General features: G+C 49.2%; 6 protein-coding genes. All 6 read right to left on the bottom strand.

Annotation, left to right across the window (positions count from 1 at the left end; translation table 11 throughout):
• Positions 1-99 precede the first annotated feature (99 nt).
• Positions 100-2214, bottom strand: coding sequence for a UvrD-helicase domain-containing protein (locus tag FQZ95_RS10450; protein WP_103253448.1), 2115 nt, complete (start codon positions 2212-2214; stop codon positions 100-102).
• Positions 2211-8552, bottom strand: coding sequence for a DEAD/DEAH box helicase (locus tag FQZ95_RS10445; RefSeq protein WP_160530161.1), 6342 nt, complete (start codon positions 8550-8552; stop codon positions 2211-2213). Before FQZ95_RS10445 ends, FQZ95_RS10450 begins: the two co-directional genes overlap by 4 nt.
• Positions 8552-13486, bottom strand: a complete 4935-nt coding sequence (locus FQZ95_RS10440) for a class I SAM-dependent DNA methyltransferase (protein ID WP_160530160.1) — start codon at positions 13484-13486, stop codon at positions 8552-8554. Before FQZ95_RS10440 ends, FQZ95_RS10445 begins: the two co-directional genes overlap by 1 nt.
• Before the next feature lie 2 nt (positions 13487-13488).
• The gene (locus tag FQZ95_RS10435; protein WP_001041505.1) at positions 13489-16347 is read right to left on the bottom strand and encodes a DEAD/DEAH box helicase; all 2859 of its coding nucleotides are present in this window, start codon (positions 16345-16347) and stop codon (positions 13489-13491) included.
• Between the two features lie 223 nt (positions 16348-16570).
• Positions 16571-22885 carry a DEAD/DEAH box helicase gene (locus FQZ95_RS10430; RefSeq protein WP_105288116.1) on the bottom strand — a complete coding sequence of 2105 codons (6315 nt, stop codon included), beginning with the start codon at positions 22883-22885 and terminating at the stop codon, positions 16571-16573.
• A complete protein-coding gene (locus FQZ95_RS10425) occupies positions 22885-26244 on the bottom strand; it encodes an STY4851/ECs_5259 family protein (protein WP_160530159.1) in 3360 nt (1119 codons plus the stop codon). The genes FQZ95_RS10430 and FQZ95_RS10425 overlap by 1 nt, the downstream gene beginning before the upstream one ends.
• Between the last annotated feature and the right edge of the window lie 201 nt (positions 26245-26445).

The raw sequence follows: 26445 nt of genomic DNA, 5'->3' as shown, positions 1-26445 counted from the left end.
TCTGGCTGTTGGGAGCTAAACAATATAAATATCGCCAGTTGCCAGAACGGTTATATAGACCAGGAGCGTTTCGGCTCCTGGTCTGTTTCGGACATATTATTAATCAGCCACTAATAGCGGACTAGGGATACCAGATGATGAAACAAACAGCCCTTTTACGGCACGGGTTGCAGCCACATGCAGTAACGCGCGCTCATTAAATAATGCATCACGCTGTTCAACGGGATCATCGGATGCTAATGCTTTTATTTCCGGCACAACGCCTTCGTTAATCCCCACCAGGAACACATACTGGAACTCAAGCCCTTTAATACGGTGCATCGTTGCAACTCGCACGCCTGGGCGTGCATCGCTGTCACCGCTATCATTGCCTAAATTAAATGTCTCAATTCCGGCGTCATTGAGTGCTGATGCGTAGCGGTCACAAGCATGTTTAGTACGCGCAGTAATGCAGATATCCTGAGAACGAACCTGATTCGCCAGCAATGCCTGAATTTGCTTGACGAGTGTTGCAGCCTCTTCTTTGAAATCTGCCGCATGCGTAATCATGGGCTTTTCCCCGTGCAGTAATGACAAATAATCATTACTGGTATCCGCTTCGCCATCGAGGTTATCAACCTTCACACCAGTTAACAGCCCAACAGCAAATTGACGCGTCTCTTCTGTGGTCCGATAGTTAATCTTCAATTTTTTACTGCGACGACCACGGACGTTAATACCACACTGACCAAGAACGACCTTATTGCGATAAATACGCTGATGCCCATCCCCGACAATAAACAGATCGTTGGGCGACTCGGGAACCAGGCTGCGAATAAGAGTAAATGCCGGGGCACCGATATCTTGAGCTTCATCGACGACAATACTGCTATAAGGTAGTTGGACCTGCTTTTCTTTAAACAGAACAATAGCCTCATGCATGGCATCGCCCATTTCGCGCAGTTTGGCACGCGCCATTTGTGCTCTGAATTCTTCGAAAACTGGCCAGATTTTCGCCCGTTGAATACGGGATAACGCTGTACCACGTCCAACCCGGCTGACTTTGAGGTATTCCTCCCGGGTGTAAACCGCATTTGGCTGGACAACGCGTTGCCACTCTTCAGCATAGAAATTGTCAGGTAGCCCCAGTTCGGCAGGTGCCTGCTGCAAGGCATAGTTCCAGCATTTACGTCGCCCTTCATCGCTGTCGTATACCACGCGGAAATCATAACCGTGGCGTTTTAGTTGGTCGCTCATCCAGGCATCAATGTTAACGACGTCAATACGCGCCATCTCTTCTCGCGTACACAACCGCTGGAGATTAGCGCGAATATCTGCCGCCAGGTTACGCGTAAAGGTCGTGAAAAGTACCTTCTTACCGGGTTTATCTACCAGACGCTGAGATAACCACCGCGCACGGTGCATTGCAACAACCGTTTTCCCTGTACCTGCACCGCCCAGTACTCGTACCGGACCATTAGCGGGCGACTCCACCAGTTTTCGCTGGCTCGGGTGCAGAAATACACGCCATTTTTCTAAAGGCGCATTAAGCATCTGCAATAGTTCCTGTTCATTTTCAACGACATGGAAGCGACGTTTACTTCGTTCAATCGCCTCCATAAAGTCGTTGGTATCAACAGGCTCATCACGATGATCGTTAAACTCTTCCAGCACTTCCTGGTAATCCAGCCCTTCTGCCAGCCAGTGCAGAGGTTCCCAGGCTTCTGCTGGCATTATGCTTTCAAGTTGATTAAGCCCGGCTTCATCGGTAAGCGCCATCACCTGATCAATAAAGACAGGCGGCACACCCAGGGCCAGAATCTGTTCCGCGCTGTAAGCTGCGAAGAGTTTCGGTTTATCAACCACCGTTTCCGCTGCCGGTTTGATATAGCTAATATCAATGACCTGAATCGCGCCAGTAACCGGGTGAATCGAACAATCATGCCGCCGCGCCCAGTCATATGCTTCGTCGTGTTTATCCACCCACATCAGCATATACAGAGCACCCTGTTCAGGTTTCAGAACAATGCCGCGATAAGTTTGATCGATTCGCACCGAATGGACATTTTTACTGCGCGCATCGTGGATCTTTTCATAGTTAAGTCCATTACTGGTCGGGTCCTGACGGAATTTGGAGATGAATTCCTGCACCTTTTTTTGCTGTGCTTTTGGGATCCGCGCGAATGCGCCCAGAAAACCATCAGAAAGTGCCACCTTGGGCGTTTGCACCGTCATTTGTCACCTCCGGACAGATGTTGCAATGTATTTTCGTCAATTGGCCCGAATGCAACGTGCCAACCCCTGGTTGTGAATAATGGAATAAATTCTTGATTATCAATAATCAATGCCCATTTTTGTGATGGCCAGGCGAGATCGGCTTCCGCAATAATTTCACCTTCATCATTTTGCAATTCGTAGCCGAGAGTCGGCGCAGAGAGAGAATGAGACTGAAGCAACGCGATCTCTTCAGCGCTTAATAAGCCAAACTCAATAATCTCAGCCCAACTTTCATCAGTCTCTGGTACTGCCTCTGGCGTTGCCGTAACTTTAACGTCAACGCTTTCCTGCGGTAAATGTACGGCTTTACGGCTGGTAAAGGTCATATCCGGCAGGAACTGTAACAGGTTTACCAGTCGCCAGAAGCCATTGAGTCCCGCTTCATAACCGTCATCCTGCGTATAGCGATCGTCAAAACAGATATGCAAACGCAGCCAGCTGCGCATTTGTGCGACACTGGTCGTCGGTTTAATGGCTTGTTGTGGCAACACCGAAGCCAGCTCAATAAATTGCTGCGATGAGTTACAGCTATCGAGTAAACCACCAAAGACAAACGGTTCGTCTGGCAAAAGCTCTGCTAGCCGCCAGTCTGGCGCGTTTTCCTGCATTTCATAGGCATACTTTTGTTTCGTTCCCGCGTCCTGTGACTTCTTCACATCCAACCACACCCAGGCATGTGCAGCAGCCATTTTCTGCCATAACTGCGTTCTTCCTCCCGGCTCGGCGAGATAATCCAGCAGCAGTGCAAAACTGTTGCGTTCCCGGAACGACGCTTCAAGGGCCGCAAAGTTGGTATCGTGAAACAGGTTATAAAACTTAGGCTGTTTCATATCCGGGTTATGCCCAAGCCCCAGGACATCCTGAACATGTTTAAGCCCAGGCTCTTTGAGATCGGCCCACGTGACTGTCCACACCCAGAAATTACCGCTATCCCGAATCGCCTGGCGTTTTTGCACATCCTCTGCGACGCTATTTTTGTGAAACGCAAAGCCATCAAGGAAAATAGCTACCGGTTTAATGGCATCAGACTGCATAAGCGGATATAGCACGTAATCCGGGCGACAAGGGATCCCCACAGCCTCTTTAGCGCCTAAATCCACCTGAGCTTTAAGATGCCAGCTCATCATCGGTTCGCTGCGGGTGTTAATAATCCACCCAGCGCCCTGATGCGCGTAACTGCGACTGACAATCAGGTTTTTATTTTCTTGCAGGCAGCTAATAAACCGTTTTTCCAGCTCACTGCCCATCATGGCTTCGAGGGAAATGTTTTTGATGGAATCAATTACCCGTATCGAATCTCTTGCCTGCAAAATTTTCGCCAGCAAGAGACGCGCCTGATCGCGGGAGACATACTTCATGCGCCCACGGTCACGGTAAGCGTAAACGCAACGATAACAACCATCTTTATGCGTATCATGGTTGCAACTGCATTCCACTATCGCCTGATAGGCCAGTTCAAGTAATTTCAGCAAATTGTCGGGAGTGCGCATCAGCTCTTTAAGAGAACCAGTCCCCCCCGGGACGGTATCGTAAATCACCAGATACTGCCGCCAGGATTCGCCTTCATTTTCCGGCTCGCGGTACACAACGCCTTTCAGGTGATCGACATTCCCCTTGAAGTAATGTTTAAGGCCGAGCTGGATCGCCGCCCCAAGAGAAGCCTCCACGACACGGTCATTACTGTAACTGCTTACCGGGAGCAGAATTCGCAACGCTTCTGACTCCAGCTGGCGATAGAGATAGAGATAATCTTCGAACTTCGCCTTTTCCGGTTCCGTGCGATATTTGCAGCTCAAATCATGACGTGGTTCATGATCGCGAGGACGCTGTACCATGCCGCACCCCAGGCAAACTTTAAACCCGGTTCGCTTCTTCGCTTCTCCGGCAATCATCAACTCATTGGCATCATCCGCCATTTTGCCGAAGTTGATATCCCGCAGGGTGACTTTGCTTAAAAATTCAAAACCAAACGGAACTTCGCCTTCCTCAATCGCGTATGCCGCCGATACATCTTCTTTTTCGAAACTAACCAATAGCTGACGCTGGAAGAAAGCAGGTTCACGGCTGTCGCTCTCGTCGCTGATCTGGCTATCACGTGCGCTGGCGCGGGCATACACCTGGCGAAGTTTCAGCAGCGTGGTTTTTTGTCCGGCGTCGGCCCACCCCGGTGTGCCACATTTCGGGCAATATTTATGCTGGTCGCCCGTCTGGTCGATATTTTCGCTGTAGTTACAGTGGCTACAGATACGCCAGTTCTCCGGCTCAGAGACCTTCAGGTCTATCTGCTCAATTTCAACTTTATGCCCACCGGCATAGAAATTATTCAGCGGAGCCAGCTCAGCCAGCGCCGTTGATGCCGGGCGTTCATATTCGAAAGTGGTGTTTTGATATTCACGCGCTTCCCCGCCTTCTTTACGCCGCCAGAGCACAGAACGTAACGTAATACCGGCTTCCGGGAAGGCGTAGTTAGGCAGCAGACCTTCATCCGTGAGGAAATTCAGCGTCTGCTTATTGTTGATTTGATTGACTAGCGCCATCAGCGCCTGCCGTTCTGAAGTTAACTCGCGCATATCGCTGTCAAAGTTTTGATCGCGCGGCGCGTTCTCCAGCTTATCGATACTGCGCTTGAGTTTATCGATGCGTGAACGCAGAGATTTGCGATCTTCCACCAGCAGTTTTAACGCCTCTTCGATACGCTGCACCAGAGAGCGTTGTCCTGGCGCGCCCTGAAGATAAGACAACAACTGTTGGCGAGTTTCTGCGGCAAGATCGGGGAAGATCGCCGTAAATTGTGCAGCAATCTCCGCATGATGCTGTTCGATATATCTCAGTAAGTTATACGGAAAACCCGATTTACGCCCGAACTCCAGCTCATCCAGCATCTGTTTGACGTTTTTACAGATAGCGGATTCTGGTACACCGGTTTTCACCCAGTTATCCATACAAAAAGCTGCCAGCTGGCGTTCGAGAATAGCCGTTGCATTGAGGAAGACGCCAGGAGCCTGCACCTGGCCCTGCATCATCTCCAGCGGTTCTTCAAAGAAAAACTGATCGTGCGGGTTCCCTTCTGCCACGGTAATGTTTAACGCGTTACCATCTTTACGACCGGCGCGACCAATACGCTGCAAGTAGTTGGCCTGAGCAGGTGGGACAGAACAGAGTAAAACGGTGGAAAGATCCCCAACGTCAATACCCATCTCCAGCGTCGGTGTTGCCGACAACAGGTTGATATTCCACGGTTGGTTGCCACGGTAGAACGATTTTTCGGTGGCTTCGCGATCTTCACGGCTAAGCAGCCCCGTGTGTTCTGCGCCCTGCACGCGCGCGATGTCCATGTTCTCCCAACGCCAGGTCGCCATATTGTCGACTTCCTGGTAACGACCTTCACAACGTAAAGAGAGACAAGGCGCATTACGCCACTGCCAGCCTTGATCGGCCGGAGCCCGGACAACCTCACGGCAACATGAGCAATTAAGCTGAACGACGTCACGGCTCACCACCAGCGCCGAAGGCACCAGTCCCCAGGCTTCACGCCCTTTGGTGTCAAAATCTTTTACTACTCCGGCTATTTTCAACGCCGTAAACAGGCGTCGTAACACTGTTTCCGCAACGCTACTGATAAACAGATTATTGCCGTTACTCAGCGTGCGATTGATCCAATGCTGATACCAACTGGGGTTAGACTTCGCGCCAATCAGGCGATGGAAACCATTAATTTTTTCAAACGACGCATAAGCCGGTTTACGCGTTTTCGGACCGATAGAAGGCATATAGCGCGATGTACGCTCTTTTTGCGTCATCATAAAGGTCGTGCCATCACGGCGATAACTTTCGAACGCCGGATGCATAACGGCCCCGGCCTGGCGTTGATACCAGATAACCCCCAGCGCCAGGTGCGCTACCTGCTCGACGCTCACACCGGACATCTCATCACCCAGCTCTTCACAAAGCTGTTGATGCAGGGCGGTAATTGCCGGATTAAAGCGTTCTTTATCCACTCCGGCAACGGCATAACCGGTGGCTTCCAGCGTACGTCCGATACGCGCGCGCAGGGTAAATTCGCTGTACACCTCCCAGTCGAGGCGCAGGGAAACCAGCTCCGGCAGATCGGAGTTCTCCGCCAGTTTGCCTTCATTTTTCAGTGTCTGATAATCATTCAGCCACTGCATATTTGGTGCGATGAAGTTCGCTGCAAAATGAGCATCGTCCGGTGAACGTTCACGCGTTTGTTGGCAAACACGCGCCGCGAACGCATCCAGCGGTAATGTCTCTTTTTCGCCAAGAACACTGGCGATTTGCCCACGAATCATCAGCGGCCAGGTTCGGGCAGTAAAAAAGCTGGCACGATGCGCGGCGTCTTGTACCGAGTCAGAAAACGTAATCAGCTTTTTATGTTCGTTGAACTGGCTGCCATAAAGCTGGTGAATCATCACCGCCGACAAACTGGCAGCCCGTGACCCCAGAATCGAAATCCCCTGTTTGCTGTTGCAGTACGGGCATTCATTAGCAAACTCCAGCTCGTCCTTACGCTCTTTGAGCATATCCGGGATCAGTACCTGCAACAGTTCCGTATGACCGCAATGTCCACACTGGACGCTGGACTGTCGGTTCAGTTTCAGACAGGTAGGGCACAGTTTCTGGTGTGCGCCACTGACCGCTTTTTCGTTGTTATCCGGGAAAGCAAGGACGATGGAGCGCCCTTTTTCAAAGAACTGGCGATAAATGCCGTCGAGGTCTGTTTCCAGCTGAACGCTTTGCCCATGACGCAGGCTGGCCCAGCCAGTTGCGTGGCAGTCACGGCAGTGGATAACCGGCAAATAGTGTTCGCGGTCTTCCACCGCCACATCATCGGCAAACACCAGTCTCGGCGTTTTCGCCACGCTGGCGACCAGACGACGCATCTCACGAAGCCACAACTGGGAGCGCAGTTGCACAAACGGCAGCACCGGGCGCGCTTTCTTCGCCTGGAGACGTTTTTGCCGATCGTGTTCCGTTTCCGGTACTTCGAGACGTGCCTGTGCGATCAGCGCCAGAATGCTTTGCAGCACGCGTCGGGCATGGTCGGCGCTTTCTGCCAGCATAACCTGGAGATTTTCCAGACACTCTCGTTCAGAGAGGATCCCGCCTTGCAGATCATGGAGTAAGACATGCATCACGCTGTGGCGGCGTAACAGTGACCCCAGCGCAATACGCTTTTCACGCCCGTCGTCGCTCTCCAGATCGTCCGGGAGTTGCAAGTCGCTGTCGGGGAACCACAAAGGGATTTGCCCGTTAAGATACGCTACCGGGGTAGCGTAACTCTGCGGGTCCAGGGCCGAAGCGACCTCCTGCCCCGGATACTGACTGTACGCAATGGCGTAATCCTGCAAGTACTCCGCTGCCGTGTAGCGATCTTCGCGAATAACGGCGTCATCGGTAAACGGCTGGTCAAAGATTGTTTTTGCGTAATCGAGCAGTTGCCCCAGTTCGTCGCCGACGGTCGCTGATGTCCCGACACAGGCGAATCGTTGGTTATCCACACCTATGTGATGCTTCAGACGTCGCACCAGACAGGCCAGATCCGACCCTTGCGCGCCATCAAACGTATGCAATTCATCCACGACCAGGTAGCGCAATGAACCGGGCTGGTTGTAACGCCAGAGCGGCTGATCGCCAGGGCGCATCAGCAGGTAGTCGAGCATTTTGTAGTTGGTCAACAGGATGTCCGGCGGGCTTTCGCGCAGCGTGTGCTTGCAGGTAATGACCTTTTCTGCCGACATTTTTTTGCTGGGTTCGATTTCGCTGTCGCCGACAAACAGGCCGACGGTCACCTTGCCATGCAGTTGTGGATCGCTGGCGATGGTTTTGGCGAAACGGCTGGCCTGATCGGTTGCCAGGGCGTTCATCGGGTAGATGATAATCGCTTTAACCCCGGCTTGTGACGCGCCCGCGCAGTGGTTGAGCAGCGGGAACATAAAACATTCTGTTTTACCGGAGCCGGTACCGGTAGCGACCAGTGTCGGCTGTGGCGCGTCGCTTCCCAGACGCTGAAATGCCCGGGCCTGATGCGCGTGCGGCGGGAACGGCAGCGTCAGATTAGGGAAAAAATTCAGCGGTAAGTCACTTTTACGAAACGGCAACTGGGCGGAAAGGTATGGTCCTTTCAGCAGCGTTTCCGGCTGGGCCAGAAATTGCTCCAGCATTGAGACATTATCGTTATTCTCACCGTTAAACAGCGGGCTGTTTAGCGGGAACGCCGCCCGTAAAAAGGCGGCAACGCTGTCGGCGACCTGCCGACTGACAACGGACGGCAACATCAGGCGCTCTCCTTATCTTGTGCAAAGAACGCCCAGGCCACTTTGTAGTCGTCTTCGCGATCCGGCTTGATAAACGGTGCCTGCCAGGTGACGGTACGGCGCTCGCCTTCGTCGCTGCGGGTATAGTCATCAAAGGTGACGCTGACGGTACCGGTTTGCAAATGTTTGACATCATCCCAACCGATGGCTTGATCGGTGCAGTCACCGCCGGTCCACTCCGGGCTGTCGACGTTAAAGACAAAGCCGTTTTTCAGGTCAGCTTTACGCGCGGTGCGAGGCAAGCCAACGCCCACCAACCCTTTGCTTGGGGTAAAGATGATGCGGCCGTTTTGGTCGTACCAGGTGTCCGCTTCGTACTGACGCATCACCGGGAACTGTACACGGTAAATGGTAAGCAGCTCTTCGAGGGTTAACCCCAGCGCCTGTGCCACCAGAACGTCGATTTCCACCAGCGCCTGACGACGACTGTAGTCGGAGCGTAAGGCACAGTTACGCTGCCACTCTGGGGTCAGATTGGCGAAGAAATCTTGTGGGAGCTGCGGGAGATCGCGGCTCCAGCGTTGGGTATTGAAGTCTGGGGTGTAGCAGGATTGCCAAAGGCCAGCATATACATCATTTACAGAATTTAATGATAATACTAAGCAGTATAATAATGCCTTTTGTCTCGGATTGAATAATACGTATGAGAAACCATCAAGCATCTGATGTAAGTTTGCCTTGCCAGTAGATTTACAAATAAAATCAAAAGGTAAAGAAAAACACATACCTGAATGTTCGAGTAACTGATTCTGTGAGCTATAGCAGTAAGAACGTACTGCGTTCATGTGACTTATTTCTGGCGGATAAATAGCACTAATTAGTGTACGTTCCCCCGATTGAGCCAACATGGCTCTGATAGCTAAGCGATAATAATCTGTTACCTTCTTCGGTTCATCTTCAGCCAGTTCAGTCCATGTAACGCATGGAGTACGTTTGGCATACTCCTGTGCATCACAGGCTGGAATATAGTTAGTGCGCGGCAAATAGTCGTCGGGCAGAGTTAGCAAGTCTAGGTTATCGTATGCTTTATTCGTGTCACAAACCGCTCTAGGCGTATTGTAGAAAGGATTGCCAACAAAAAAATGAGGGCCAGACAAAACCCATTGTGATGCTTCTTCCGGGAACTGTGTATGTCGCTCAATTGTACCATCGCTTTGCTGATTAGTTTCATGCCACATTTCTAGAGAATAATATTGCCCCTGCAAATCACCTAATCGCCTAGGTTGTTTCGCAAACTTTTCAAGTACTGTAACTAATTGTGTAGCATGCAACGCAGGAAGACGGGCTTCCTGGGCAGGAGTTCCGACAACATCATAAAGACGCGCAAAAAGACCCAACTGTTTTAAATTTATAGGCACGACTCGATCGAAATGTCCCTGGAAATTCCATTTAACTTTTACTTTGCCATCGATTTCAGTTTCTTCTTTTATCCCCGGGACAATGCCTTCCCCTTTATGTTCAAAACACGCGTCAATAGTTTGAGGAATAAATAAATTTGCTATATTTGAGAATGCCACTATCTGAGAATAGGGGCCATATACATTGATGCTAAATCTAGTGTGATTATCTACTTCAGCAAATATTTTAACTTCATTGGCAAATTGAAAATGCGCCCTCAACCTCGGGTACACTGCCGCACGCAACTGCCCACCTTTCGGGTCATCATAAATCCCTTCCGGGTGCAGGAAGCCTGCCACGCCTTTCTCTGCCCCTAAGCGCCATGCCTGCGGCAGGAAGCATTTATACAAGTTGGTCTGCACCCCGCGCAGTACCGGGTAGTTTTGCTGCGCATTGAGGAAGTTTTGCATCCCTTCACAGCCTTCATACTCGCTGCGCCAGGCCGCTTCCAGCGCTGGGATCTGGTTAAAGGTATCAACACGCAACGTTGCCAGCTTCGATGCACTCAGCTTACGCAGCACAAATTCCGGCTCGTAATCACCCAGCACGCCCGCTTCCTGCCATTCCACTTTTAGCCACGGCGGGTTTCCGAGCATCAGGTCAAAACCGCCGCGCTCGGCAAACAAGTCGCAGAACTCCAGATCCCAGTGGAAGAAACGGTGCTGCTTTCTCAGGGCATCGACAATCGCCAGACGCGGCAAATGGCGGAACAGCACATCGGTTTTCAGACGACCAGCAACGGAAAACAGCGAAGACTCTTCTCGCAGCAGGCCTTCTTCGGCAAACAGATCGCCAGTGGTGTGATCCGCAACTTCAGTGACTTTTTCCGTGATTACAATCCCGTCGAGCAGGGTTTCAATCTCAAACAACCAGGTACCGCGATCCGGTAGCTCATCAGCTTTGTCGATCGGCCAGAACCACAGCGCGCACCAGTAGTCCATCACCCAACGCAGCTTCTGGTAGGCGCTGTTATCTTCAAGACGACCGCTAAAGGTTTCATCTTTACTGCTCAGCGAAGAACGTGTCTGCTCGCTGTTTTCTGCCGGCCACACCGGGTAGCTGTCGGCGGTTTTCAGACGTTCTGCTTTAAGTTGCTGGCGATAGGTGTTCCACAGTGCTTCCACCTTTTCGCTGATACGCTGCACATCAGCAATCTCATGCCCGGCAAAGCTTTTAATAAACTCTTTGCGCCAGCTGTCCAGCGCTTTGAAGTCATCCGGATAACGCTGCTTAACAGTTTTATCGCTGTAATTAGCCATACCGCCGTCGGGCAGCAGGAAGTGGAAAATCTGCGTCTCTTCACGCGGCGTGTTCATCGCCAGTTCGACCGGCTCGCTGTTAAGCCAGCTCGGATCTTTGACTTTTTTGTAGGTCAGTTCGCTCTTGTTGAACACCTGACGGCGCGCGCCCACCAGCGAGTTACCGCAGTGCAGCTGGTAACCAAACCACGGTACAAAGGCATCGCCACTGATGGCGTTCAGCCACAGTGACACTTCCGCCAGCTCCACCGCCACCGGGTTTAAGTCCACGCCGAAAACGTTGTTGTCGGCAATGTACATTTTCACCCGCTGTAACTCCTGGGTGTAACGATCCTGCGGAATACGTCGACCTTCCGCCTGCTGTTTGTGGAACAGATACGCTTCCGCCAGCTGGTTGATGGCTTCGTTAAGGAACGCCGCGCTGCCCATCGCCGGTTCGCACACGGTGAGGTTTAAGATGGCATCAGCTTTGGCGTGCGGATCGCTAATGGGATCAATCTGCTCCTTAAACAACTCTTTCAGGGCATATTTAACCAGTGAGCGGGTCAGCACTTCCGGGGTGTAATAAGAGGCAGATTTCTCACGGTCGCGTCCGGCCATACGGTAGATAAAACTGCCTTTGCGGTGAATGCGCAGGCTGCCGTCTTTCTCGTAGACCTTCTCGTCTTCGTGGTATTTGCCAATCTCATCCTTACTGACGAAGTAACCCGTCTCCAGCTCGTTAAACTCTTCTCCGGCTTTCTTCACCTCGTAGAGATCTTCGCTGGCGAAGAATCCGCGATAGGAGAGCAGTGCCTCATACACCGCACCCAACTGGTTGATACCCAACTGGCGATAAGAAATACGTCCGCGGCGGTTAAAGCGCTCTTTGCCCGGGCGGCTTAACGACATCGCCTGGATAATCTGTTGCAGGGTTTCGTTACGGAATACCACGCGGTTAAGAATGCGCGTGTTGTTGGCATCAAACAGATGACTTTCCAGACGCGGGACGCTGAACTGATGACTATGGATGGTGATCCGGTCGCCGCTCTCCAGGTCACTCTGCATTTTCACGCCGCCGTTGTAGCCTTCGCGCACCAGTTTAAACAGCATATTCAGGCTGTCGTGGAAGTAGCGCCCGTTGCGATCTTCTTCGCTGGTCAGCGGGATCATCTCCAGATCGCGCAACGTTTCCAGGCTGTAACCTTGCAGATAGGTTTTGGCGGTCATCGGCGCATAACCCAGCTCCGGGCGCGCTTCAATGTAGAACAGGAACAGCAGGCGGTACATGTAACGCAGACATTCGCGGCTCAGTTCATCCGGGTCCACCGCACGGTTACCGGTATAGTTTGCCAGGCCACGGTCGATCAGGTAATGCATCGCTTCGTTGCCCAGCAGCTCAATGCTTTCGCGCAGGGCATATTTCAGATCTTCCGACACGCCAAACGCATGTTTGTGCGAATTGTCATCCAGCGAGTCAAGATAAGGTGCCCCACTGCCCGGCAGCAGAGAATCTTTATGTAGCAACACCGCCGTCGCTTTCAGCGTATCCGTTTCACGACGACTTAAAATCTCTTCAAAATCAAAACGCAGCAGACGGTTTTGCGCCCACTTAGTACGGTCCAGCAGCAATAGCTGACGGTTACCGAGCAATAGCACAAAACGCGGAGGTTCATTTTGGGTGAAGACCGCCGTAGAGAGCAGATCTTGCCAGCTGCGATATTCACCGTTGGCTTTTTTGCGCAGGCTGTCGCGCTTATGTTTGTCGGTATCCGCCGGGAATTGCGCGGTCAGTAAAGAGAGCGCCAGCGGATCCAGCGTTCCCTCTTCCTGATCGTGTGCTTCGACAATCCACAGCCACGGGCTACCGTCAGTGCTGTTGTAACGCGCCAGTACCGGCAGCGGTGTATCGTCATCCAGCATTTGGATCTGCGGCGTAATTTCGTAACCCAGCGCCTTTAACAATGGCTGCCAGCGATTACGTTGATCGGCCAGACGTTGCGAGATCTGACGCTGTTTTTCGTGCTCGGCAAGTTTGCGGAAAAACTCAGTCGCCAGACTGTTAAACTGGTTCCACGGAGCGCGGTATCCCGGCTCTACGTCTTTGCCCTGTTCACGAGCGGCACGCTCCGCTTCACGCGCTGCATTTTCCTGGGCTATCCAGGGTTCCAGCACATCGCGGATATCACTGGTGAAAACCTCACCCAAATAGTGGTTAGAGTAAAATTCGTTTTCGTTATTAATACCGACCAGCGCCATGATTAACCCTCCGCTCCGGTGATAACAGCAATTACCTGAATGTAGGGTTCTTTTTCAGTCGTCATGGTGTCCTCAATCCATTCAATATAGCTGTCAAAATTGTGTTCGATTTCGCGTTGTCTCTGCTCTTTACGGCTCTGCTTAACTGACAATTGCTGTTTGTTATCGGCAAAATCCAGCTCAAGTTGGCTCAACTGCCGCCCACGCAAAACGTCCAGCTTTTGCAGATGCTCATTCAGTTGCTGGTTAATGTGCGTTTCAAACGCATTCCGATCATGGATGAATACCTCCCGGGCATGAGCAATAGCCGCTTCCAGTAAATCCTGCTGGCGCTGGTGATTACGATCTTTACCGCCGCTGTTAGTCAGCTTGTTACTCAACTGCGGATGACGTTGTAAAAACTCAGCAAATGGCTGACTGCCGATTAGCGATTCACGGTTAAAGCTCACCACTATCCACGGGTTCACCATCGGATGTGATTTACGGTTCGGGAATAACCCGGAAAGAATGAAGTGATCTTCATCGGGTTCAAGCAGGTATGGCAGACGGATAACCGGTGCCTGATGACGACCAAAAGCCGAAGAGATTTTATCGTCCAGCCACTGCACTACCGGGTTGATTTGCCAGAGATACTGCACATCGGGCCAGGCATGTTGCTCACCGCGAGCGCGTGCAATCGCGTCGGTGATGACGGTTTTATCCTGACTTAAATAGAGCTGCCAGTTCTCCGGGGCGATTTCAGGCGGTAGCTGGTTGAAGCGGCGGCGTAACTCCTCCGGTGCCACCAGCGACAAGGTATTATCAGGCAAGGTTTCATACTGGATAGTTTGACCACTGGCTTTCAGGTAACCCAATGCTCTTTCGCAGTACGCCTGTTCGCTGGCAAACAAGCTGGTGTCTGTTTCGGTAACCATTGAGGCATCGCTGGAAACCGCACTGCATATTTCGCCAAACAGATCATGTTCGGCGCTTTCCGAGACGTTGCTGTTCAGCAGTTGATCAAACAGGCTGGCACCATCATCCTGCATCATGAACTCTGCAACCTGCTCTTCTTCCTCTTCCTGGGTAAATTTGCCGGTAAACTCCGAACTGTCCCCAATGTTCTTCTGCGCCTGTTCGTCTTTGTTGATCAACACTTCCAGTACGCGCATATCGCCATTGATCTGCGGTTCGCTGGCCTCGGTAAGCAGATAGCGGATTTGAGGCTGATGTTTTTGCCCATAGCGGTCAATACGCCCGTTACGTTGCTGGAATACCATCAACGACCACGGAATATCAAAGTGAATCATTTTGTGGCTAAGGTGATGCAGGTTGATCCCTTCAGATGCCACATCCGAACAAACCAGAAGACGCAACGGCGACTGCGTTTTACCAAAGGCTTCTACGGTTTCCATCAACACCGTATCGCCCTGATCGCCGCGCAGCGTGGCGATCTGATCATCTTTCAATTTCAGATCCGCTCGCAGTTGCTGTTCGAGGAACTCCAGCGTTTTAATGCTTTCGGTGAAGATCACCAGGCGATCTTCCGTGTTATTGGCTTTCCAGGCGAGGTCTTTTCGGATGGTGTCGAGCAGCAACTGGTATTTGCTAAACTGGCTGGCATCAATGTTATTCAGCGCCAACAGCAATGACTCCAGTTCGTTGATCTGGCTCTGGCTATTATGATCTTTACGGCTCTCAAGACGCTTCAGACGATTAGCCACTACGCTGGCACACGCCATCGGGCTGGAAAATAGCGCTTTTTCGAGGGTTATCTTGAACAGACGACCTTTGTTAGACTGGGCCTGTTCATCGTCATCATCACGGAACTGACTCTCAACCAGGCGACGGTATGCTTCTTCTTCGGCACCGGATGCCAGGCGAGTCAGTTTGACAATATTGCGCTCGGGGAACTCGCCAGACATCTGATCTTTCACGTCTTTTTTGAAGCGACGGACAACCAGATTTTTATCGGCAAAGTCGGCGTATTCATACTCTTTCGGGTTGGCGATCGCCGTCGGGTCAAGCATGTTCATCAGGCTGGCAAAACTTTCAGCTTTACCATCATGCGGCGTTGCTGAAAGCATAATCAGCGTATCGCTGCGCCCGGCGAGCAGTTTTGCCAGTTTACTGCGTAACGAACTGGTTCCACGTTCTGCGACGTTATGGGCCTCATCAATGACAATAATATCCCACCAGGCATTTTCCAGATGGTGACGATATTCAATATCTTGTTTCAGCGTATCGATGGAGATAATGGTCTTGTCAAAATAGTGGAACGGGTTGTGGTTGGTAGGGATGCGGTTACGCACTTTTTGTAAACCAGCAGAATCCAGGCGGGTCAATGGGATCGCAAAACGGCTCCAGAACTCCTTCTGGAATTGTGTCAGCATCGATTTAACCGCCAGAACCAGAATACGTTTTCCGCGCCCACGACGGATCAGTTCCGAAACCAGAATACCCGCTTCCAGCGTTTTACCCAGACCGACAGCGTCGGCAATGAGTATCCGCTGACGCGGTTGTGCCAGCGCCATCCGCGTAGGATCGAGCTGAAACGGCATGGAATCCATCGCCGCCAGATGTCCAAAATGGACTTTACTGTCTGTCGGTACGCGTTGGCGTAACTGACTTTCAATATACAACTGTGCCGCCTGATAATTGGCGGATTCATCTTCCACCAAATGCGTTTTTGCGGGATCAAGGATCTCTACTTTTTGTTCCAGTTTGGTCAGAAATAACCCTTCTTTACCGCGCACCAGCTCTGAAATACCATCGCAGGTCAGCAAATACCCACCATCACCACTGTCATCCGCCCGGCGAATACGCCATTCGGCATCACGAATAACCACCCGCATACCAGGTGCATAATTTTGCTTATTCATCGGTTTTTCTGTCTATTTGGGGCAGTGGCGGTAACGTCATCCTGAAAAATGTGGCGCGGCACACTGCGATAAAAAAGAGGGCCTTAAAGATATCATGAAGGCCCCCGGCAAAGTGACAAAATGGGAGGGAATGCGCATAAATTGCGCATGATTTTCAAACAAAAATTATTAAAAAGTGAGCTGGGTCAACTCCCCTGGAAGATATCCCCAGGGGAGCAATTATTTATCCAGCGATAACATAACTCCTAAGGTCATTACCCGGGGCAACAGCTCGCGCTCGCGTGTTTGCCAGCCGTTCAACTTGCTGCGGTACTCGCAGAGCAAAATCAAAGAAGGTGTCTTCAATACAGCGCCAGTAGCTAAGCCCCATGTCGAGCAGGACATAATGCTGACTGCCATCGCTGAAGGTGACTGTCAGTTCTCGTCCATGCTCCGTACTCTGGTTATCCCCCGTTAACCAGCTAATTGCTCCCGGCCACGCAGGCCCCAGATATCCTTCTTCAAGTAAAGTGGTCACAACCTGCTGACGATCTTCCTCATTAAGCCACGCGTTATAGAGAGCGTCGTGTTGGCGAGAGTTGTAATCCAATTTTTTGACGCAAACAGTGAGGCTGGCACGTTCCGCCATTCCCTGTTCAACCAGCTCAGTTAAGATTTCACCTAACAAACGCGCCGTGAATGGGCTATTAAGATAACGATCGCTGTACTCAACATGCGTTATCTCTTTGTGGCGGGTAAATGCCTGCTTCCAGCCAGCGTGCTGTTGCGTGACTAACGACCAGAAACGCGAACCAAACCCTTCCAGCGGCCCGTCCAGTTGCTCGCAGAGGTTGATGCGCACCGCCCCGGTGGGTAAGGCGGGCAGTAAATCTTCTGCACTTAAGGTCTGACCCGAGAAGGTTTTTCCGGACGTTCCTTTAAGTGTCACTACTGGTGAGGACGCACTTTGTCCCCATAATTCACCAGGTGCAACGGTAGCGCTGTCGTCTGCGGCCCACTGTTGGCTTTGCCCTTCGCGAGTCACCTGCGCAAGCCAGCGCCCCTTTCCTTGCATGAGTTGCGCAGTGGCAATGGATTTCACTTGTAAGCGCCCTCCCGGCATCGCCGCCAACGCGGAAAGCTGATGTCTGGAGCTATCAGTTAAGTTTGCCAACGGCGTGGCCACCAGCAACTCAACATGCCCACCGGAGGAGGCAAACTGGAGCAACTCTTTAAATAATGGCCATTGGGCAAAATCCCACTGTTCCTGCGGCCCCGCAAGAACCAGCGAGCAGGAGTCATAAATCTCGCTGTTCAGGCATTGCGCAATACGTAAACTCAGCGGGTTAGTTTCAACCCGGCTACCATCGCCGAAGTACTGATATTCTGGCGCGAGGTTAAGTCGCTGCAACCGTACATTGGTAAGCAGGGTTAATGCATGGTGACGATCTAATCTGTTGACATAATGCTGACTGTCGTAGCTGAGCAAGCAGTGGTGACAGAATTTATCGCAACTGCAATCGAGCAATTTTCTGGCGTAATTAAAGACATCAGCCCAATGGTCGATCAATTGCACTGCATAACCTGCACCACCCGCATTATTGTCGTAAATGAAGATGGAATATCCGGTATAGCCATTGATATCGCGCGCTTGCTGCGTCGTCACGCCCAGCTCAGTATTTTCGATACCCAATTTATGCGCTAACCCTTCACGCAAAGCGACCGCAAGGGATCGCGCGGCAACCTCATCACGGATCAACAGGCCATTATCATCATTGAGTTGCAGCTCAACCATATCTGTACGACTGCTATACCCCAACCACAGATCTTTATGCACATGACCGTGGCACAATTTATTGCTCCCCTGACGATCGTTACTGCCCCCTCGCAACAGGTAATGCGTATTTTCCCGCTCTGGGTTCTTTAGATTTTCAGGGGTACGCTGGGGTTGAGTTTGAGATTCTGCCCGACCACATGAGAGGCAAATTGCGTAGCCGTGCCCAAATTCCCCTTCACTGAAGTGGAACAATTCCCCACTATGGCTAAAACGGTAACGTCCTAGCCCAGCATCGGGTAAAGAAACCCACACCGAAGACGGTACAAGAACACGTGGATCTTTCCAGGGAAGTTGTGCAGGCATGGATACATCATTATGTGCCTGATAACGAATATCTGTCGCAAAACCAACAGGCTGTAAATAACGCTTCACATCAAGTTGCTGTATATCCGCTTTGCAGTGACTACATTCGACAGGATGGGTAGCACTGGTTGCCCCCGCACCACATTTACGGCAATGCCAGAACCACGGAATATGATGATCGCCTGACAGCTCCTGCCCGCTGGCAAGTACCTTGCCAAGCATAATGCCCGAGGAACGATATACTTTTCCGCCCAATACCACATCTGCACCTGGAGCATACTCGCGTAATGCTGTAGGCAAATCACGGCTGGGCAATTTTTCAATACGACGAGAAAAGCTTTCTCCCCCTTCATTAGGGTCAGCCTGAGTAGCTTTTATTGCGCGACGTTTTTCCAGCTCATCTGCCGTCAGATAATTGAAATTGACGACACCAACCGGGAAACCATGCCCCGGCAGGAACGCTTCACTAATGAGTTTAGAAAACAGATATGCACCGCGATAATCACGAAGCTGATAAGCGATGGCTTTACCTGCTGGCGTTTCTTCCCACGCGCTGTTATCCGCTTTCAACGCTTCGATATTTTCCAACAGTATCGCAAGTTGGCTTCTCCAGCGGATATCAACCTGCTGCATCATTGCTTGTGTGCGGGTCAAGAGCTGGGTTGCCGTCAATGACATCAGGACGGTTCCCTGAGTAAGGCGTTTAAGTTTATCCGCTAGCTGATCGGCCTGGTTATTTAACCAATGGAGAAAACGAAGACACTGGCTCTCATCACCTTCAAAGAACCATTTGCAACTCAGTTTTGTCGCATCAGGAACTTCAGCTCGTAAAAACAGACCTAAAACCAGGGCATTAACATGTCGTTGAACAATACTGCTGCTCCCAAAACGAACCCGTGGCGCACTGGCAGTAGTGTTGAACGCCCAGAGGGGGTCTTTGAATACCTCCATTCCATGCGCCGTGTTTTTACATAACGTAATGGCAGCAGATGCACTCTCTCCACGTCGACCCGCGCGGCCTGCACGCTGCAAATAATTTGCCGGAGCTGGAGGAACGTTGTTCATTGCCACCAAACTCATACCACCAATGTCCACCCCCATCTCCATGGTCGTGGAGCAGTTCAGCACATTAACTTTGCCTGACTTAAATTGTTTTTCATTAAACTGGTTCTGCTCAGGCGTTCTCTGCGCAGAGTGTTCCTCCAGACGATACCAGCTATCTTTCAGGGCCAGTCGGTCGCTGCGAGTAGACCATAATCCTTCCTCGCGGGCATGTTGAATCAGCGCATTACTTTCCAGCCACTCCAGACGTTCTTCTCGGGCGATTTCTCCACCACCAGACAAACGCCAGTGACGTACAGGAAGCTCAGGCATTTCAATCAACACTGCTTTTTCAGGTGCAATTTCTTTGCTACCCGGCAAATACGGAGAGTATCCCAGTAACGTGACGTCTAACGCACGTCGAGTATAGGGGCAACGCCACACTTGCTTTGGACTGTAAAATTCAGCTTGTTGTTTAATATCCAGCTGATAACCCGACTCAAACTGACGTAAGCAGGGTCGAATTGCATCCCAGACCTCAATCATTAAGTGGTTAACTAACGATTTCCAGTGAGCCTGCTCAGGTTGTATTGCCGGAAAGACTGCAATTAATAGCTTAATGACCCGGTTATAATGGCGATCGCGTATTTGTGGCCAAAGTTGATCACGTTTCTGCCCTTTGTTTTTTTTATCTGGACCCTGCAGCATTTTTACCGGGAAACGAGCCCCCATCCAGCGAGGGTATTGCTCGTTTTCGTAAAAAACGGCACTGTTTTCACGTATAAAGAAATCAAGAGTAATCTTCAATAAATTACGCCATTCCGCTAATTGCTTATCGGGATCGGGTAATAATGTCTTCCAGTCCTGCGGGCAGGTTGTAACTTTATCAATAAATGGATAGTGAATGGCTACCAGACCCAGACTTTCGAGGGTCCAGGCATTTTTAGGGCGGCGACCAAACTCACTGTATAAACAAAAATCTGCAAACTGTTGTTTAGTAAGATCAAGCCCAGACAATTCTTTAAAACTGCCTCTCATTCTATCGGCAAGGTCCACACTGCCAACCAGCTGTTCAGACAGTGTTTGCCATGACATGGTTTTCTTCTGCTGATTGCCAGAGTTAGCCTGGAGTATTTGCATCGCTTCAGCATGATCCGGGCTTAAGGAACTCACCATCGGCTCGATAATTTTAAGTGCCTGAATGTCCGCCGGGCTAAGCTCTTCATTAGCAACCATCGCTTTTTTCAGCGCGTCAATAGAGTTTTTTAAAGGAAGGATAGAAAACTGGGCAATAAAACTCTCTAACAATGCGCAGTGTGCCGGGCTGAGCTTTGCTGATGGCTCATTAATATTGGCCAGCTCCTGGTAGCAAAGAGCTCGCAACGTCGCTTTATCGGCATCCTGCTGTAAGCGGGCAGAAATGCGGGCAGTGCCCTGACGTGAATCCGTAAAGGTGAGCAGACGTCGACCATTAAACGGTCCTAACTGCTCTTCTCTTGTCTGCGGTAATGGTGAAAACTCCAGCAGAGTAGGAATAATTTCATTTAAAAAAAAGGGCGCGCCAAGTCGAAGCGGACGGAATAAAGGATTATTTTTTCGTTGGGTGTCACCACAGCAAACACAAGCAAAGGAATTATTACGTCCCTCACCTCGAGATTCCGGTCTTAACAGGTTTATTTCATAGTGCTTTTGCGCTTCACTATCAATTTTCCCCGCCGTCGTTTCTTCCAGTGAAATGATATATTTTTCACCATCGCTCGCAATCAGACGATCAAATTGAGAGTTATTGTCTAATTCGTCGTTGTCTTCATCTTCAGAATAAACATCTACATCAAGAGCAAACTCATCCACTTCGGCAGCGGCGGGTTGCGCTACCAACCAGTTCGTTCCATCACCGCGCATCTCCTCTTTGGCAGACAAATAAGCTGAACCACACCCGGAGCAACGTAAAACTTCAAATACCGGCGCACCACAGTCACAATATTGGCGCTGCTCAAACCATACCTGACCAAATGGCCAGTCACTCTGATTTAATTCATGTGCTTTATGTGAGCATTGTTTGTTTGAACATGCCCATAGACCCGCCAGTGTTCTGATAAATCCATGCATACGTAATGGCGTAAAAGCCAGTTCACCTTCTCGCGATCTTGCCATTAGATCGAGGAGTTGCAGTAGCTCACGGTGATTAATATCTGGCCAGGTTCTTCTGGCAACATTGAGCAACTCACTCAAACGTACTGCCTGCCGTCCGGGATGAGTTAACGCCTGACGCAATTGCTGGGCCACACGGTAATGACAAAGCTGTTGGTAAAGATCCTGAGGGCTCAGAGATTTAAGAGAAGTTAAAGATGTGGGGTATTCATGACGAATCAGCGACTCCGATACCCGCGGTATTTGTCGATAACCGCGAACCACTTTGACATCACGTTCTGTAACGCCCGCGAGATCAGCGACAAATTTAGCAAGCTCCTTATTACCTTCAGGAGAGTCTTCACCAATAGTGGCAGAGGTCGCGATAATCTGCACAGGTTTATCTGTGCCGGGTCCAACATTGAAAGCCTGCATAACACGACGTAAAAGCAGCGCTAACTCAGCAGCCTGAGAACCAATATAACTATGGGCTTCATCCAGGACGATATACTTTAACATCCCCTGAGACTTTTCGATGATTGGGGCATCTTTACGACGAATCAGCATATATTCCAGCATGGTGGTATTCGTCACCATGATGGAAGGTGGTGCTTCGTAAATGGCTTCCCGACTCAAAGCTTGTTCAGGTACTTTCAACTGATCTTCCTGAATTTCGTATTTGGTATGCCGGGTTTCGCCATTATATAGCGCGAAGCGTATTTTCCCCTTAAATCCGCGCGTCCATTCGCGAAGCCGCTCCTGTTGACTGTTAATTAATGCATTTAACGGATACAAGAAAATAGCTTGTGTCCCTGTTAGTGACTGGCGGGTCGATTTTTGCTGACGAATAAGATCTTCCAGAACCGGTACCATAAAGCATTCTGTTTTCCCGGATCCCGTACCGCTGCTCACTAACAAGGATTTTTTGTCTTCCAGAATTGTTCGCCACGCAGTGAGTTGATGACGAAATGGCACTGGCGCTTTGCTCAATGCATCAACCAGCGGGCTGGAGATCAGCTTGTCCCGCAAATCCTCCATTGTTTCATCCGCAGGCATCCAGCCGAATGTACTTTCGAATACCGGGTCTGCAAGCAGTGACCCCTCCTGACCGGGAGGCTGAAAATATTGTGATTCCAGATAATGAGTCAACGACTTGCTCCGCAATGCCAACTGACTTACCACCGACCTCACCGCACGCTGATGAAGCTGATTTAGAAGTGGCGCATAATGCAGTTGCTGAACGTCCATCAATGACATACTCCTGCTTGTTCAAAATAATATTGATAGATTACCCCTAATTGCTGTGGGGCTTGCTGATAGTGAAATTCAAAAAGCGCAGACAGTTGATGTATCAGGTTATTATCTTTTTGGGTTAACAGCGCTGCGACTAACATCAAATTAAAACGTTTTTCAAGCCGTGAGTGATATTTATCTTCAATCCAAAGCTTATTAAAAACAGATTTTAACTCTGGAGTAATAGCACTAGACCAAAGTTCTTTAGGGAAGATACTGATACGCCCAAAGCTGTCGGGGTTCCTTAATAGCATCTGTTTAGCTTCATTAAACTGCTCACGACTAACAGTTGGCAATACATCACAACCGGTTGGTAGGCTCTCACTATATGTAAGTAACATATTCGCAATGGGAGCCAGCCGACGATCGATATGTGCACGATGGTTCATAAAAGCAATAAAGGGTTGCAATATATGTAATGCTAATGTTTTATCGTTAATCTGTTTTTCCAGATAAGTCCAACATTTTTGGAAAACATCTTTCCAGATTGAAACGGGAATCCATCCCCATGAAAAGGGTAATTCTTCCTGTATATCATAAATCGTATCGCTATCACCAGAAAGACATGATGATATTAACAATTGAACAACCACGCGGTAATTACTCGAAATACCTCTGAACAAGTCCAGATCCAGCAAGGATAAGCCATTATTCATTTTGTACTTCTTAATATACTCTGTTAATAAACAGCAATAATTTTGCAATGGGTTGTTATCTATTTCAAAAATTAGCTCATTAAAATTTTTTTTGCGCTGTTCTGGGTCTGCTTCGCATAGAGCATTTAGTAATAAATCATTTGTCTGCAATACAGGTAGCATCCATTTAATTACTGGTGCAATGCGAGCTGTACCATCAAGTTTTCCCACAATTAACCATGGACTATCCTGAACATTCAGAGCTGAAAGATCATAAGCAAATTCATCTTTTTTTAGCAATGATTTGTGTAAGCCAGGATCCTTAAGAGAAATAGCATCAACAACCAGTTCGTCTATTCTATTTGCAGGAAAAACAACAGAATTTTTTATATCAACCAGCAACCCTTGATCGTGTTCAATAAAACTACCATCGTAGCGTTTAATATTGAGTGTTGCTTTATCCTTTCCAAATCTGTCAGAGTAAAAATCAACACATAATGTACTATTGCTGTTCCATGCACATGCCAGCATAGCATTTAGCAAATTATAGTTCTCATAAAGTGAAATTTGTTGTAATTTGTCATTGCGTCCTGATAAAAGAGGAAGGTCGGCATGTAAATAACGGAATTTTTCAGCTACTGGATTTTCATCCAATAACTCGATATTAAGATATCCTCTTCCAGCACATGATATGGTTAATAACTCAGCATCTATTCCATGCAAATGTGCTATAGATGCCACACCATCAAAATGAACAGAACCATCATTAGTTACAAATCGGCCACCGCTAACCGGCTTAGGTAATAATAGTTTAAGATTAGAACCATCTTTCCAGGAGACCCGTAAATCAACGGTATTTTCCAGCATCTGCGATGAATTATAATAAATAGCACACTCGTTTTGTGAATAATCGGACTTAAGTGTTACTTTTTCATTGTTTGAATATTTATCAATTCTAGTATCCGTTATACCAGAAAGCATAATAATGCCTTGCTGAGCACTCTCAGGTATAATATTAATATCGAAGTCTGCTGGTAAAACTACAACTTTACCGCTAAATAAAACCTCATCATTAACTATTCGCCGGACTTCTATCTGTCCTTTTGGCATTTCTGATGCGACAGAATACCAGGCATTGTTACCTGAACGAATGGAACGCCAAAAAAGTTCTTTCTCCGGTACAATGCCATATTGCAGATCCTTTTTCCAACCGATCTTCGGCCAGGCTCGATGGACAGGATAATCCGATTTAACCAGTTCAACTTCTGTCGATTTAATATAATATTCAATCGCAGAATCATAAAGTTGCTGGGTGCGAATTGTACAAACTGCACCATCATGTAAAACAACGCTAAATACTCCACTTATTTTAGTTAAGCTGCGTTCACTGTTTTTCAGCAACCTTGGGATATCAAACTCACCTTCTCCACTAATATCTAAATGGCTATTTTTCGGTAGCGAAATAAACAGAGCATTTAGCCTGGAACTCACAGACCCCATACCGACAAGTTTTAGCTGCGATTCACTCTCATTCATCGCTTCAAAAACCCAGGGGAGTTCTTCAGTAAGTTCATAACCGCCTTTTGGAATTGTGTGGCCTAACAGAATTGGACCTTCATGAAGCGACAACGAGATTTCGGCCATTGCATCTGCACCAGAGAGCTTTTGCATCGCAATAGGTAATAACTCGACCCGCCAATCTTGCTGCTCATAACGGCTTAGCATTGCCAACCTTGCCCCGCCATTTCTCCATTTTCCTGAAATGATGAGTCGGGTCTGCTCCGGCTGAATATGGCATTCAAACAAAGAGGTTAACTGTTCTGTACGCATTGTGGCCGGGAATCGGAACCGGGCATCACAATACCAACTGTCATCAACATCGACCCAGATTCTTTCAACCTGAAGACTACTTGCACTGCGTATTTCAGAAGATTGAGAAAGTAATCGCCTTACAATCTCTGCAGCATTCGCTTCGGGGAGAACGAGTGGAAGTTGAAGATGCCAGTCTGGAGAGAGCTTACGTAATGCAGAAACGGGATCACTGCTTTGAGGTGGATGCTCACTAAGTAATCGGCAGAGAGTCTCGCAGAATTCACCGGCTATTTCATAGACCAGTTCGTTTTGCATTGTGACAGGAATCGTATCGCCTAATTCTTGTGCAATTTTAGCGGCAGGATATTGAGATGCTTGCCCACGAAGCGCCTGATATATCCTTCTGAAATAGGTAATCAAATAACCGCTCTCATTTTCAATCATGCGGATAGGTAAACCACCTTCACAAGCCAGTGTATGCAGATAACCCGAAGCTTGCCCCAGGTTTCTTATCTTTCTTTTCCAGTAGCGAATGCCATCATTAACCAGCTTCTGTCGATGAACATACGGAACTTTCCAGTCAATAGAATCTAAAATTGTGTCCCATTTAGGGTGTCCGACCGTATGAGTCCGGCGGATAAACTCTGCGGCATATATGCTAAATAGAACATCGCTATAGGAAATGAATATCGTTCTTGGATAACTACGAGGGGCATATGTACGCAGTAGTTCTGCCAAACTTTCGTACTCTGTATCAGTACAACGGTAAGCATATAACGCCCGTCCATCAGCTCCGGATAATGAACGGCGACTAAAAAACATGTTAAGCCATTGCAAAAGTGGGTTAACTGGAGTTTTCACAAGCAACCTGCCTTCCTTTGATACAATTCGTAACAGGTTACTATCATCATAAAAAAGCTCAACCCGATGAACTCGCTAAAAATGAGACAAATCATTTATATCTCGAAAAAACTTGTTACAATCATGAGCGCTACACCGAACTTAACCATATAAATTATGTGCGTTTTGTTTATTTTTTAAACAATTACAACTATCCATTATTTACAC

Source organism: Escherichia sp. HH41S, from assembly GCF_009820115.1.
GTDB classification, from domain to species: domain Bacteria; phylum Pseudomonadota; class Gammaproteobacteria; order Enterobacterales; family Enterobacteriaceae; genus Escherichia; species Escherichia coli_F.
This window is presented reverse-complemented; position numbering and strand designations above follow the sequence as displayed.

Excerpts from the sequence above, each read along its gene's own strand:
- FQZ95_RS10430 (WP_105288116.1), bottom strand. The coding sequence starts at position 22,885 with ATGGACGTTCAGCAACTGCATTATGCGCCACTTCTAAATCAGCTTCAT.
- FQZ95_RS10445 (WP_160530161.1), bottom strand. The coding sequence starts at position 8,552 with ATGTTGCCGTCCGTTGTCAGTCGGCAGGTCGCCGACAGCGTTGCCGCC.
- FQZ95_RS10435 (WP_001041505.1), bottom strand. The coding sequence starts at position 16,347 with ATGAATAAGCAAAATTATGCACCTGGTATGCGGGTGGTTATTCGTGAT.
- FQZ95_RS10450 (WP_103253448.1), bottom strand. The coding sequence starts at position 2,214 with ATGACGGTGCAAACGCCCAAGGTGGCACTTTCTGATGGTTTTCTGGGC.
- FQZ95_RS10440 (WP_160530160.1), bottom strand. The coding sequence starts at position 13,486 with ATGGCGCTGGTCGGTATTAATAACGAAAACGAATTTTACTCTAACCAC.